This window comes from Kineothrix sp. IPX-CK, assembly GCF_039134705.1.
GTDB lineage: Bacteria > Bacillota > Clostridia > Lachnospirales > Lachnospiraceae > Kineothrix > Kineothrix sedimenti.
The window spans coordinates 384152-397011 of sequence record NZ_CP146256.1 but is presented as its reverse complement, the minus strand read 5'-3'; the positions used below and the strand labels follow the sequence as shown (position 1 = coordinate 397011).

11 protein-coding genes are annotated in these 12860 nt (G+C 44.6%); 3 read left to right on the top strand and 8 right to left on the bottom strand.

Annotated features, from left to right (window positions below; translation table 11 throughout):
* Positions 1-15 precede the first annotated feature (15 nt).
* The 3 genes from grcA3 to V6984_RS01840 all read left to right on the top strand — a co-directional run bounded on the left by grcA3 (position 16) and on the right by V6984_RS01840 (position 1394).
* A complete protein-coding gene (grcA3, locus tag V6984_RS01850; protein WP_342758120.1) occupies positions 16-261 on the top strand; it encodes an autonomous glycyl radical cofactor GrcA3 in 246 nt (81 codons plus the stop codon).
* Positions 262-335: 74 nt separating this feature from the next.
* Entirely contained in the window at positions 336-1097 is a 762-nt protein-coding gene (pflA, locus tag V6984_RS01845) for a pyruvate formate-lyase-activating protein (protein ID WP_342758119.1), read from the top strand.
* 126 nt (positions 1098-1223) lie between these two features.
* Positions 1224-1394 (top strand): DUF362 domain-containing protein, encoded by a 171-nt coding sequence (locus V6984_RS01840; protein ID WP_342758118.1) that lies wholly within the window; start codon positions 1224-1226, stop codon positions 1392-1394.
* A 32-nt stretch (positions 1395-1426) separates the two neighbouring features.
* Here the strand turns inward: V6984_RS01840 and V6984_RS01835 are convergent, their stop codons facing one another.
* From V6984_RS01835 to V6984_RS01800, 8 genes are all read right to left on the bottom strand, one after another.
* Positions 1427-2173 carry a helix-turn-helix domain-containing protein gene (locus tag V6984_RS01835; protein WP_342758117.1) on the bottom strand — a complete coding sequence of 249 codons (747 nt, stop codon included), beginning with the start codon at positions 2171-2173 and terminating at the stop codon, positions 1427-1429.
* Positions 2174-2365: 192 nt separating this feature from the next.
* Positions 2366-3694 carry a replicative DNA helicase gene (dnaB, locus tag V6984_RS01830; RefSeq protein WP_342759922.1) on the bottom strand — a complete coding sequence of 443 codons (1329 nt, stop codon included), beginning with the start codon at positions 3692-3694 and terminating at the stop codon, positions 2366-2368.
* Between the two features lie 36 nt (positions 3695-3730).
* A complete protein-coding gene (gene rplI / locus V6984_RS01825; protein ID WP_342758116.1) occupies positions 3731-4180 on the bottom strand; it encodes a 50S ribosomal protein L9 in 450 nt (149 codons plus the stop codon).
* Positions 4181-4228: 48 nt separating this feature from the next.
* Positions 4229-6274, bottom strand: a complete 2046-nt coding sequence (locus V6984_RS01820) for a DHH family phosphoesterase (RefSeq protein WP_342758115.1) — start codon at positions 6272-6274, stop codon at positions 4229-4231.
* Positions 6275-6535: 261 nt separating this feature from the next.
* Positions 6536-7558: a LacI family DNA-binding transcriptional regulator gene (locus V6984_RS01815; RefSeq protein ID WP_342758114.1), complete on the bottom strand. Its 1023-nt coding sequence runs from the start codon at positions 7556-7558 to the stop codon at positions 6536-6538.
* 91 nt (positions 7559-7649) lie between these two features.
* Positions 7650-9554 (bottom strand): alpha amylase N-terminal ig-like domain-containing protein, encoded by a 1905-nt coding sequence (locus V6984_RS01810; protein WP_342758113.1) that lies wholly within the window; start codon positions 9552-9554, stop codon positions 7650-7652.
* Positions 9555-9569: 15 nt separating this feature from the next.
* Complete coding sequence (locus V6984_RS01805; protein ID WP_342758112.1) at positions 9570-11960, bottom strand: TIM-barrel domain-containing protein; 2391 nt, start codon at positions 11958-11960, stop codon at positions 9570-9572.
* 11 nt (positions 11961-11971) lie between these two features.
* Positions 11972-12853: a carbohydrate ABC transporter permease gene (locus V6984_RS01800; RefSeq protein WP_342758111.1), complete on the bottom strand. Its 882-nt coding sequence runs from the start codon at positions 12851-12853 to the stop codon at positions 11972-11974.
* Between the last annotated feature and the right edge of the window lie 7 nt (positions 12854-12860).

The window sequence follows — 12860 nt, the reverse complement described above, 5'->3', positions numbered from 1 at the left end:
AAGGAGATAAATAAAATGGCAGATATTAGCGCAGCACAGGTTGATAACCTTGTATCATTATTAGATGGATATGCAACGAAGGGCGGGCATCACCTGAACGTTAACGTTCTTAACAGAGATACTCTTCTGGATGCTCAGAAACATCCTGAGAACTATCCTCAGCTTACCATCCGGGTATCCGGATATGCGGTTAACTTCATCAAGTTGACTCCCGAACAGCAGAATGACGTTATTTCACGTACATTCCATGAATCTGTATAATTACGCAAAAGCAATTATTATCGAGGGCCTTGAAACCGTTTCAGGGCCCTTTTTAAAAGAAAAGGAAGATGGACATGCAAGGCAGAATACACTCAATTGAAAGTTTTGGTACGGTGGACGGTCCGGGTACAAGATTTGTCGTCTTTTTGCAGGGATGCCCTATGCGTTGTGCTTATTGCCACAATCCTGATACTTGGGAAATGAATGCCGGCACTCTCATGGAGCCGGAGGCAGTCTTTGAACAATACAATAGGAACAAGGCCTTTTACAAAAGCGGAGGAATGACGGTAACCGGCGGAGAACCGCTGGTTCAGATCGATTTTCTCATCGATTTATTCACCATCGCCAAAAAAGAAGGTGTTCACACCTGCATCGATACCTCGGGCATCATATACAAGGCGCAGAATACACAGTGGATCGCGAAGCTGGATCAATTAATGGCCTTGACCGATTTGGTCATGCTGGATATAAAACACATTGATTCCCTGAAGCACAAAGAGCTTACGGAATATCCCAATGAGGATATCCTCGCCTTCGCTGCGTATCTGAATGAGAAGCATGTAGATATGTGGGTTCGTCACGTGATAGTGCCGGGACTTACCGATGACGATAAGTATCTGTTCGATTTAGGGTATTTCATCGGTCAGTTCAGCAATCTGAAAGCGCTGGACGTGCTCCCCTATCATACGATGGGAGAAGCTAAGTATAAGCAGCTCAATATGGAATACAAGCTTTCCGGCGTTCCTGCTATGAATAAGAATAAGATTCCCGAAAAGAAAAAGGTAATACTTGAAGGAATCAAGAAGCGCCGCTCGGAGGCCGGTCAGCCTCATTAGAGGCTGTCAGAGATAGTAATTTAATATTTTATGTTTCACTTGTATTTGACCCGGTTTTATATTAAAATAAGGTATAGTTTGATAACAATTTATCAATAAGGATACATATTAAGGAGGAATATCATTATGGCATATGTAATCAATGATTCTTGTGTAAGCTGCGGCTCTTGCGAAGGACAGTGTCCGGTTGGCGCAATCAGCGCAGGCGACAGCCAATACGAAATTGATGCTAATACTTGCATCGACTGTGGTTCTTGCGCAGGCGTTTGCCCTACTGGCGCTATTTCTCAGGGCTAATATCATTATAATAATGCTCCCTGAGCCTTCAATCAGACGATTGAAGGCTTTTTTCTTGCGGCAATACGATTCTGCCTCTCCTCTGCCTTCTCCTTTCTCCTTCCTTTTTTGCTGTAGCTCCGAAGCAGCTCATCGATTCTCTTATAGTGCTCGTCCTCTCTCCTGCTTCTCTCGGCTTCCCGCACCTCCTCCTTTTCCTCCTGCAGGCGGAACTGGTAATCCATTTCCTTGAGAACGCTTTCCTTAATATCATCGCACAGCTCCTTGTTGCTCTCCTTTACCGCTTCCGATATCATATGCTGCAATAGTATTTGCAGGCGCATGCTCTTTTCTTCCCTGCCGACAGCTCCGAAGCCGACGCTCTCATTCCTCGGCTCAGATAATTCCTTAGACGCAATGATCTCTATCATCTGTCTTCCGTGTTCTTTGTTCATTCCGGAATCCGGTTCTCCAGTTTCATAAGATTTTTTCCTGGTCTCATTAACCTTTTCTAACTTTTCACTATACAGCAGCCCGTTCTCGATTGCAGAATTGCCATTTATACGCTCCAACCTGCCGTTTCGAACCACTACACGGATTGCCTTGAGCTGCAGGCCCTGCTCCTTCAGGCTTTTTACCTCCTTAAAGCATTCCACATCTTCTTCCGTATAGTATCTATGCCCCAGCTCGTTTCTCTTAATCGGAATTCCAAGCTCCTCCTCCCAGTAGCGGAGCACATGGGACTCTACCTCCACCAGCTTTGCTGCATCCGAAATTAAATAACGTGTTTGTCTTTCCATTCCTGTTTCTCCTTTCTGTCTTCTTATATTTTCCGGTTTATTTCTCCGACACTTTCCACTCACTATACGTTTTGTTGAATTTTGTATTTTATCGGGTTATTTCGTCAACCGTATACATAAAAAGAGGACTGTATACTATACATGTCCTCTTTTGTAATCTCATCTAATAAACTTAAATTGAAATAATGATTATCACTTCTGCATATTGGCAAACTTGGTATATTCCGGCAGCCAAACCAAATCGATTGTTCCGATTGGACCATTTCTCTGTTTTGCCACGATAATCTCTGCAATACCCTTTTTCTCGGTATCTTTGTTGTAATAATCATCCCTGTAAATAAACATAACCACGTCGGCATCCTGCTCGATAGCTCCTGACTCTCTAAGGTCCGAAAGCATCGGCCTATGATCCGGCCTCTGCTCCACGGCTCGGCTGAGCTGTGATAATGCCAGGACCGGAACGCTAAGCTCCCTCGCCAGGGCCTTTAATGAGCGGGAAATATCCGAAATCTCCTGCTGCCTGGAATCTCCCTTGCCGCTTCCCGACATCAACTGCAAATAGTCGATGATAATCATTTTAAGCCCGTGTTCCAGCTTGTACTTTCTGCATTTGGAGCGCAGCTCCGCAATACTGATACCAGGGGTATCATCTATTATCAGGTTCGACTTGCCGATAACTCCGGCAGTCTCAATCAGTTTTTCCCAATCGCCGTCAGATAAACTTCCCGTCCTCAACTTCTGCGCATCCACTCTGGATTCTAAGGAAAACAGACGGTTGACCAACTGCTCCTTGGACATTTCCAGACTGAAAACAGCTACTGTCTGATTAAGCTTGAAAGCCACATGCTGAGCAATATTCAGCACGAAAGCAGTCTTTCCCATGGACGGTCTGGCCGCGATGAGAACGAGGTCGGAAGGCTGCATTCCCGCCGTCCGGTAATCCAAATCGATAAAACCCGTTGCGATTCCCGTAACGCTCCCTTTATTTCTGGAGGCCTTCTCGATTTGATCCATTGCGTTCATGACGATCTGGCGAATCGGTACAAATTCTCCCGTATTTCTTCTCTGAACCAGATTAAATACGCGTTTTTCCGTATCCTCCAGAATAACCTCAAGGCTTTCCTTTCCTACATAACAGGTATTGGCTATTTCTTCGTTTAATTTTATCAACCGGCGCAACGTAGCCTTCTCCGCCACAATATTCGCATAGTACTTGATATTAGCAGAAGTAGGCACCGCAGTAATCAGATCTCTGATATATTCCAGACTGCTCATCTCCGCCGGAATATCCTTCTCCTTCAGCTTGTCCTGCAGCGTTACTAAATCCACCGGTTTCCCTTCATCATTCAGTTCTATCATAGCCTCAAATAGAATCCCGCACTGCTTGCTGTAAAAATCATCCTCCATCACTATTTCGGAGGCAACAACAATCGCTTCCCTATCCATAATCATAGCGCCTATCACGGATTGCTCGGCTTCTATACTATGGGGCAGTACCCTTTTGAGCAATGTTTCTTCCATTGCCGCCACTTTTCATCCTCTCACTTTTCGTATCTTTTATTTTTCTTCCTGAACCCTTACCTTCAGTTTACCGGCCACCTTCGGATGCAGCTTTACAGATACCTCATATACGCCGAGGCTCTTTATCGCTTCCGGCATCTGGATCTTCTTCTTGTCGATTTCCATTCCGCATTGACTCTTTGCAGCCTCCGCGATTTCCTTGGAGGATATGGAACCGAAGGTCTTTCCGCCTTCCCCCGACTTTATCGTTACGATAACCTCCTTCTTTTCCATTTCAGCCGCAAAGTCTTCCGCCGCATTAAGCTGCTCCAACGCTATTTTTTCTTCATTGGCCTTTTGCAGCTTCAGATCGTTTATGTTCTTTCCTGTGGCTTCCAGGCCAAGCTTCTTGGGAAGCACGAAATTTCGCGCATAGCCGTCGCTCACTTCCACAATCTGCCCCTTCTTGCCTAAACTCTTCACATCTTCTATCAATATAATCTTCATGTCCGTAAATGTACTCCTTTCAAAATTTGAAAACCTCTGCGTAAAAGCTTAAATCTCGCCGTTTTCAATCATCGTATCTAACGTATGCTTAATGATGCCGATGCCCTCTGCCAAAGACCTGTCCTCCATCTGGCATCCGGCTATATTCATATGTCCGCCGCCGCCCAGTCTCTCCATAATGATTTGAACGTTAACCTCGTCGATGGAACGGGCGCTGACATAAATCTGATTCTGATATTCGGTCAAAATGAAGCTGGCCTTCACACCTTTGATATTTAACAGCTCATTGGCCGCCTGCGCACCCGCCACCGTAGGATTCAAAACATCATCTCCGGTGCATATGGAAATCGCATAAGCATTGCGGTAAATCTCTGCCTGGCTGACCGCATCCGCCTTAGCCTTATAGTCGGCCGCATCTTCACGGAACAGCTTGCGCACTCTCGTAACATCTGCGCCGCTTCTTCTAAGAAAGGCTGCCGCCTCAAAGGTCCTCACGCCCGTCTTCGTCATAAAATTGTTGGTATCTATCATAATACCGGAATACAGACAGTCTGCCTCGGTACTCGTAATTTTTATATTATCTCCGATATATTGCAATATCTCCGAAACCATTTCGCATGTGGACGATGCATATGCCTCCACATAAGAAAGCGTCGCGTTTTCAATGACCTCCGTGCCCTGTCTGTGGTGGTCGAATACTACGATGGATTTGCACAAACGAAGCATTTCCGGGCAATCAGTAATGCTCGGCTTGTTCACATCCACCACTACCAGCACCGCATTGTTTCCTACCATCTCGATGGCTTGCTGGCTGTTGATGATCAGGTCGTCATCGTATTCAGGATTGTTCTTGAACATCTCGACCATAGGCTGCAGCGATGTAGTCACATTGTTGACGACGATATGCACCTTACGTTCCAGAGTATGCGCGATTCGTGCAACTCCTACCGCCGCTCCGAAGCTGTCCACATCCGCATTCCGGTGCCCCATTACGATAACCTTGTCCTTGCCGGATATAATCTCTTTCAATGCATGCGCCTTTACCCTCGCCTTGACACGGGTATTTTTCTCCACCTGCTGACTCTTTCCGCCGTAGTAAATAGTGTTGTTAGGGGTCTTTACCACCGCCTGATCGCCGCCCCGGCCCAAGGCCAAATCAATGGCATTTCGTGAGAATTCATAATTCTGCGCATAGGTAAGACCGTTCAATCCGACACCTATACTTATAGTTACGGCCATTTCATTACCAATATTGACGGTCTTTACATCCTCCAATAAGTCGAACCGGTATTCCTGAAGATAAGCGATTGCCTTCTTGCGCAAGATAACGAGGAACTTATCTTTTTCGATCTTCTTACAAATGCCGTCCAAACCGGCTATGTACTTATTAACCTTTCTGTCGATCAGCGCAATCAAAAGAGAACGCCTTACTTCTTCCACGCTTTCTAACGCTTCATCGTAATTGTCGAGATAAATCAATCCTACCGCAAGGCTCTGGTCATCCACCTCCTGGAGCGCTATCTTCAAAGCAGTCTCATCGAACAGATAAAGGGCGATCAAATAACCTTCATAGTCTTCCACTTCGATGATATCACTGCCCTCTTCCATATCCCTTAAAGATATTTTCTTAAGCTTAGCCACATAATCGCTGTCCTCGAAGCTTACGCTGAATTCTACTTCATCCGCTTCACCGGGCAGCTTTTCCTTCGTGATCGTGGGGAACAGAGAAGTAATCGATTTGCGGTATCCCCTGCTCTTATGTACGGTCTTCTCGAAGGCAGCATTCGTCCAGATAATCTTGCCCTCATCATCCAACAGGGCATGAGGCAAGTCCAAATCCCTGAGAAGCTTTCTCTGGATCTGTCCATATTGCGTAGCGAAACTGATCAGCTCGTTCATGATAACCGGTTTATTGTATAGCAAAAGTGATAAGACTACCACGAAATAGAAAATAACAAAGCATGTAAGAACCAGCCCTGCGCGGTAATCGATCAAATAAATTCCTAAGTTTACGATAACTAATAAAATACCTAAATATACGGAAGTCTGCAAATATTTTTTTAATCTGCCTTTTAACTTAATGCTGTTTTTCATACCTTACCCTTTTCCCTGCGGGCATCATCTACCCATTTGTAACGCTATAACCTTCAAAATACATTTCTTACAGTATAGCATTTTTTTCTTTGAAGTTCCACACTATTATTTAGTCGTTTTCTATCCTTTTACGACATATTTTGTAAGATACAAAGAACAGCGCTTCTGACACACTCTCATGAACAGCCATGCACTCGCTTTTTTATACAATAGACGCACTTTCTATTGCATAAAAAAGCAACGCCTGGCGGCATTGCCCTTTTAATCCGCGCCCGATATGGGCCGGACCGACTGTCTTTCCACTAACTCAACCTCTATTATCTCATTCATGGACATTTTCTTCTTTTCCCTAATCATTTGAAACAACGCATCTGCTGCCCGTTCCGCTTTTATGGAAATATTCTGCGATATGGTAGTAAGCTGTGGCGTAGAATATCTGCATTCCTGCAAATTATCAAACCCGATTACGGATATGTCCTGCGGAACCCTCTTCCCATTCAAACGCAAGCCATGAATCAATCCTAACGCCAATATGTCCGCCGTGGCAAAGACTGCAGTGACTTCTTCCTCTGCAAACGCAATTTTTTTTCCTATGCCAACGCCGTCTTCATATGAGGTTCCAATGGCATGTTGGCTGGAAATACTGTCCCCATAGCCACATTCCCCCATCGCCTTCAAGTATCCGTTATATCGCTTTTCTACTACATTTCCTTCAATATAGCACGGCCCTACGAAGCAAATGGAACGATGTCCTTTGCTGATCAGGTATTTCGTGGCGATATAACCTCCTTTGAAATCATCTACACCAATATTTACAATTTCTTTTTCATCCGCATATGTATCAATAAAAACCATCGGTAGCCGCAATTGCTTATTCAACTCTCTCACTTCGTGGCTATATGCTCCGAGAAAGACCACTCCATCTACATTCCACGTGTTGATTACAGGAATAATCTCTTTGCAGCTATCGACGCATCTTACCATTAAATAGTATCCGTTCTTGCGAATCCACTTTTCCAGTACACCCAGTATTTCCGCGTTATAAGGACTTTGCAGGAAGTTCTCATTCTCAGCCACATAAGGAATCACTACTCCAATCAGCTTCGACTCCTTTACCGCAAGGCTTCGCGCTACCGCATTGGGAACATAATGATGTTTTTTAATGATTTCCTGAATCTCATCAATCTTCTCAGCGGATACCTTTTTATAATTGCCGTTAATTACATTCGAAACCGTTACACTGCTTACGCCGGCTTCTTTTGCGATATCCTTTAACGTTATCATACCGATGCTCCTTTAAAATAGTTATTATAAGAACATTATACCCTATTTCCCCGGCAAAAAACAGTTAGCCTTTCTCATAATTTTTCTATGTTTATTTTTCTATGGGCACCCTCATCAGATAACTTTGGTGGGGTTTTATGTGACATATTATTTTTCCATCCCTTTTTTCCGTATCCAAAGGAACGCCGAAGTAATCCTCTTTTTCCCGAAAATGCTCTAATCCATAATTCTCAATCGGAAGAATTATTTCATATTCTTTGTCATCCGTCGAACAAACAACAAAGATAACCTCCTTTTCCGTAAATCTGGAGAAAGCAAATATGTAATCCTTATCCCAAAAAACCTGAAATCCCCCGTCCTGCATCGCCTGGGAACTTCTCTTCAGCCATGCCAGCTTCCGGTAGAATTCATAAATCTCCGTAAATTCCTCCTTCCGGTTCCAATTCATGGGATAACGGCAGCTCTCTATAGAATCAATCCCCCCCTCCAAAAGGATCTCATCTCCATAATAAACATTAGGACACCCCGGCAATGCAAACATCATCACGACCGCCCCTCTGTGCTCTTCCGTGTTCACCTCAGGATTATTATAAAGTCTGGTCACATCATGGCTGTTCAGCAGGTTGAACATCTGATACTGTACGGAGCAGGGAAGTTTCGCATAAAATTGTGTAATTCTTTCCGCCAACTGTTTCGCCGTCATTTTACAGGTTACGCGGCTGAGTATCGGGTTCCTTACATGAAATAAATCGATTTCCCCCACAAATTCACGAATCGGCCGGGCACAGCCGTAATAATTCATCGTTCCGTCCCATGCGTCTCCTTTCAGATCCTCCGAACAGTCCGCCCAGTCCTCCGCCAGCAAATAAATATCGGGATTTTCGGACTTAAGTTCCTGTCTTATCTCCTTAAGAACTTCCTCATGTACATCCGTCACCTCGTTTCTCGCCAGACAATCTGCCACATCAAATCTCCAGCCATCGATCCCGTAAGGCTCTTTCATCCACTTTTTAAGTACGGAGTTTCTATTCTTATATACCTTTCTTCTCAACTCCTCAGACCCATAGTTGAGCTTAGGCATAGTCTTCACTCCGCACCATGTATCATAATTTCCCTTGTCGTCCCAAAAATAAAACTGGCGGAGCTCCGATTCCGGATTTTGATACGCTCCCACACAAGCTTGATAAAATTCGTTCTCTTTATTGAACCACTGTGCGGCGGAGCTTGTGTGATTGATTGAAATATCCAGCATGAGCTTCATATCTCTCTCATGCAATTTTTTAATCAGCATTTTCAGCGCTGCATCCCCGCCCAAATGAGTATCCACATGGTAATAATCCAGACTGTCATATTTATGCACCGAGGGGGATGTGAAAATAGGGTTCAGATATATGGCATTTATACCAAGCTCCGACAGATAATCCAGCTTCTTGATGACTCCCTCCAGGTCTCCCCCATAAAAATCAAGAGCGTGCGTCTGCCCATAGTCTGCAGCAGGCGTATTCCAATTCTTTACCCGAATGGCAGGATGCCCCTGATAGCTGTATTCCCCGTCCTTAACGCTGATTTTTTCATTTCCGTTGCAGAACCTGTCAGGGAAAATCTGATAAAAAACAGATTCCTTTATCCATTTGGCAGGATGATAGTCCGCAAGTATCACAAAGTCCATCGATTCATCGGGAATATGATCCGTAATACGGTGCTGCGTATAATAATAAATTTTCTCTTCCGTAACCAAGTAGAATTGGTAGCGGTATACCGGATCGTTTATCCGGACCTGCACCTTGTAATAATCCAATCCATTTTTCGTTTTAAACAAATTCATCTCGGTTAATTTTTCAATTCCAAATTCTTTAGAACGGAGAAGCACATGCTTCACACTTTGATTTTTTAACATTCTGATTTGTATATCGACCCATTCACCCTTTGCAGGATAAGGCTCGCTGACGTAATGTCCAGTTCCATCGGAATAGACACTTTGAAGCCATTTTTCCATAAGATTTATCCTCTTTCATTCTTCCTCTGCAAGCAGCAGTTCATGAAACGCTCCGTAAAGCTCAGCATTTATATTTAAGCTCAGCAAGCCTGTCAAAGCCCTGACGCATGTGTTTTTTGTGATGATATTATAAATCTTCTCTTTTTCGGTATATTCAATTTTAGCCTTATCCAGCAGCAGAAAGCATCTCTCCGGTACTTTATTGCTTCCTAATCGCATGCCCCCTTGAAAGGATATACTAATCTCTTCATCAACTCCTGCCTCTAATTCCAGCACTGCTTCATTCCTTATCGCTTCATAGTAAAACGATAGTTCTGCTAATGTGCCATCTCTTTTTACCCATATCGTGTCCGGTTTTTCAAATCCAAGGAAGCGGATCCGGTATTTTCTTCTCTCCGGTATTAATTTCAAGTCGCCGTTTGCTCCATGGATCCGAAGCTCTCCGGCATTCCTGTAATCCAGCTCAAACTGCGTGGTTACATACTCTCCCTTTTCAAAAAGCAGGCTGATACCATCGTCCTCATATAATTCGAATTCTCCGTCCGCCCCTGCAGCTACTATCAATTCCAATAAGTCCTGGTTATCCGTACCGTTTCTTCTCTTCTCATCTCCATTCAGCGGTACAATGGCTCCTGCCTTAAGAAGCACAGGCATTTCCCCAATCCCCCGGTAAAGGTCTATCCTGCGCCCGCCTCTGTAAATCATGCCGGTGAACCAATCGATATAGGTACCCTCCGGTATCCAAGCGTTCGCTTTAGCCACCCGTATTGCATCGATAACAGGCTCAGTAACGGGAGTGCAAATCATCTGGGTTCCAAAAAGGTATTCATTCGGCATACGGTACGCTTCCTCTTTTTCCGGGTACTCATAATATAAAGGTCTCAACAAAGGAATCCCTTCCGAGGAAAAAACCTTGTTCATTGTATACAGATAGGGAATCAATTGATGCCTCAGCCGCAAGTACTTCGTAATGATCATATTAGTCTCCAAAGAATAGTTCCATGGTTCCTTATGATTGAAAGGGCTTGCCGAGCTGTGTATACGGCAGATAGGGGAAAACGCTCCGAATTGAACCCAGCGAATCTGCAATTCCTCATCGTATGCTCCCAGCATATGACCGCCAATGTCATGGCTCCACCATCCGTATCCAATATTAGCCGCCGTCGCCGTAAAATATGGCTGAAATTTCAGAGTTTCCCACGATATAATAGAATCGCCGGAAAATCCCACCGGATATCTGTGGCTTCCGGCTCCACCATATCTAGACAGAATCAACGCCCTCTTATTTTCCTTTCCATTGTCCAAATAATGATAGTGGTTAAGAAGCCATAGCGGGTCCACTCCCGGCAGTCCGCTTTTTTCCCCCTGCTGCCAGTCCACCCACCAGAAATCCACTCCCATCGCTTCGTTAGGAGCATGCAGATATTGAAAATATGCCTCCAGAAATTCAGGATCAGAAATGTTGAAGTCTATGGGTTCCCGCCTCTTCGTATCCATACCGAGGGCTCCTGCCATTTCATCATAAGCCTCCTCATGTGGCAAAACTCCTTCTGCCGGATGTACATTGAGCGATACTTGAAGCTTCTTTTCATGGAGCCATGTAAGAAGCCTCTCCGGCTCCGGAAACAATTCACGATTCCATGTATATCCCGTCCATCCGCTCCCTTCTCCGGAGTCAATCTCGGTAATATGCCAGTCCATATCGATTACCGCCACGGACAGCGGAATTTCATTTTCTTCGAACCTTTCTATCAGCGCTTTATACTCCTCTTCCGTATATTTGTGATAACGGCTCCACCAGTTACCGAAAGCGAATCTGGGAAGCATGGGCGGCTTCCCTGTCATCCGGAAAAAGTCCTTCAGACATTCCTGATAGGCATGACCGTATCCAAAGAAATAAATATCCTTGCCGATGCTTTTTCTCCCCGTCAGTTCACCGCTTTCTTTTATTAAATAAGAGGCGCTGTCATCCAGAACAGAATATCCCTGCCTCGAAATAATACTTTCCTCAAGCGTTACCGCCCCGTCCGTTTCATCCAGGGTTCTGGCAGTCCCCTTTAGCGTCAGGACCTCGTCGGTCCATTTCCATCTTCCGATATACCTGCCCGCCTCGTCCTTTATTCTGATTGTCAGGAAATCCTCCGCTTTACTGTCCTTGTTATATTTAAGGCATATCCGCGCAGTTTCCAGAAAAAGGCTTTCCTCCGACTCCTCCAGACAATAATCCACGGCAGGAAACTTCCGGAACCATACCGCCTGTGTAGGCGCGTCCACGAAGTCTTCTTCCCGGTTATATTCTATCCTGAGAAGCGCAGGGGTCAGCAATGTAATACGAAGCTCTCCTCGGTGTACTATATTTTCTTCCAATGCCCTTCCGCTGGCATCAATTCTATATATTTTCTTCATTCGTCCTTCTCTCACTCCTTAACGGCTCCTACCACGAGTCCTGTGGTAAAATATTTCTGCAGAAAAGGATAAATTAATAACAGCGGTATGACGGATACGACTATTTTTGCAGAATTCAGCGTTCTTTCCGATATCGCGAGAAACTCTTCCAGCTTTTTGATATCGGTTATTTTGGAAATATCAAAGGTAGTAGCTATCATTTGAATATAGGTCTGCAGGGGATAATTATGTACCTTCGTTATGTACAGGATTCCCGAAAAATAATCGTTCCAGTGCCCTACGATACAAAAAAGTACGATAGTTGCTATGCAAGGCTTCGATGCAGGTATAAATATATTCCATAAAATCTGAAATGGGGTGGCACCGTCGATTTCTGCCGCTTCCTCCAGGGATTTCGGCACACTCCTGAAAAAGTTCATCATCAAGATAACATTTCCTGTGCCCACTGCTCCCGGTAAAATCAAAGACCAGAGGGTATTAATCATTCCCAGCTTCTGCACTACCATGTAGGTAGGTACCATGCCGCCGTTAAACAGCATAGCGAATATCACGAATTTGATGTATATTTTCTGTGCTCCGAATTCTCTCCCGCTCTTGGATAAAGGATAGGCCATGGTAATTACTAAAAATATATTGAGCGAGGTACCTGCTATCACCCGTAACACCGAAATGAGAAAGGATCTCCAAAACTGTTGGTCATTCAATATCTTCTGATAAGAGCTCAGCGTGAAACTCACCGGTATAATTCCTACTTTACCGGCTGTAGCCGCCGCGCTGCTGCTAAAGGATAACGCCAACGTATTCAGCAGCGGAAGAAGGCAGCTTAGGCCCATCACTATCACCACCGCATAAATGAATACGGTCAGTAAATCTATTTTTTTCCGTTTTTTCATCTTTGTC

What these genes read in the sequence shown, in the direction of transcription:
- grcA3 (WP_342758120.1), top strand. Translation starts at nt 16, where the DNA reads ATGGCAGATATTAGCGCAGCACAGGTTGATAACCTTGTATCATTATTA.
- pflA (WP_342758119.1), top strand. Translation starts at nt 336, where the DNA reads ATGCAAGGCAGAATACACTCAATTGAAAGTTTTGGTACGGTGGACGGT.
- V6984_RS01840 (WP_342758118.1), top strand. Translation starts at nt 1,224, where the DNA reads ATGGCATATGTAATCAATGATTCTTGTGTAAGCTGCGGCTCTTGCGAA.
- V6984_RS01835 (WP_342758117.1), bottom strand. Translation starts at nt 2,173, where the DNA reads ATGGAAAGACAAACACGTTATTTAATTTCGGATGCAGCAAAGCTGGTG.
- dnaB (WP_342759922.1), bottom strand. Translation starts at nt 3,694, where the DNA reads ATGGAAGAAACATTGCTCAAAAGGGTACTGCCCCATAGTATAGAAGCC.
- rplI (WP_342758116.1), bottom strand. Translation starts at nt 4,180, where the DNA reads ATGAAGATTATATTGATAGAAGATGTGAAGAGTTTAGGCAAGAAGGGG.
- V6984_RS01820 (WP_342758115.1), bottom strand. Translation starts at nt 6,274, where the DNA reads ATGAAAAACAGCATTAAGTTAAAAGGCAGATTAAAAAAATATTTGCAG.
- V6984_RS01815 (WP_342758114.1), bottom strand. Translation starts at nt 7,558, where the DNA reads ATGATAACGTTAAAGGATATCGCAAAAGAAGCCGGCGTAAGCAGTGTA.
- V6984_RS01810 (WP_342758113.1), bottom strand. Translation starts at nt 9,554, where the DNA reads ATGGAAAAATGGCTTCAAAGTGTCTATTCCGATGGAACTGGACATTAC.
- V6984_RS01805 (WP_342758112.1), bottom strand. Translation starts at nt 11,960, where the DNA reads ATGAAGAAAATATATAGAATTGATGCCAGCGGAAGGGCATTGGAAGAA.
- V6984_RS01800 (WP_342758111.1), bottom strand. Translation starts at nt 12,853, where the DNA reads ATGAAAAAACGGAAAAAAATAGATTTACTGACCGTATTCATTTATGCG.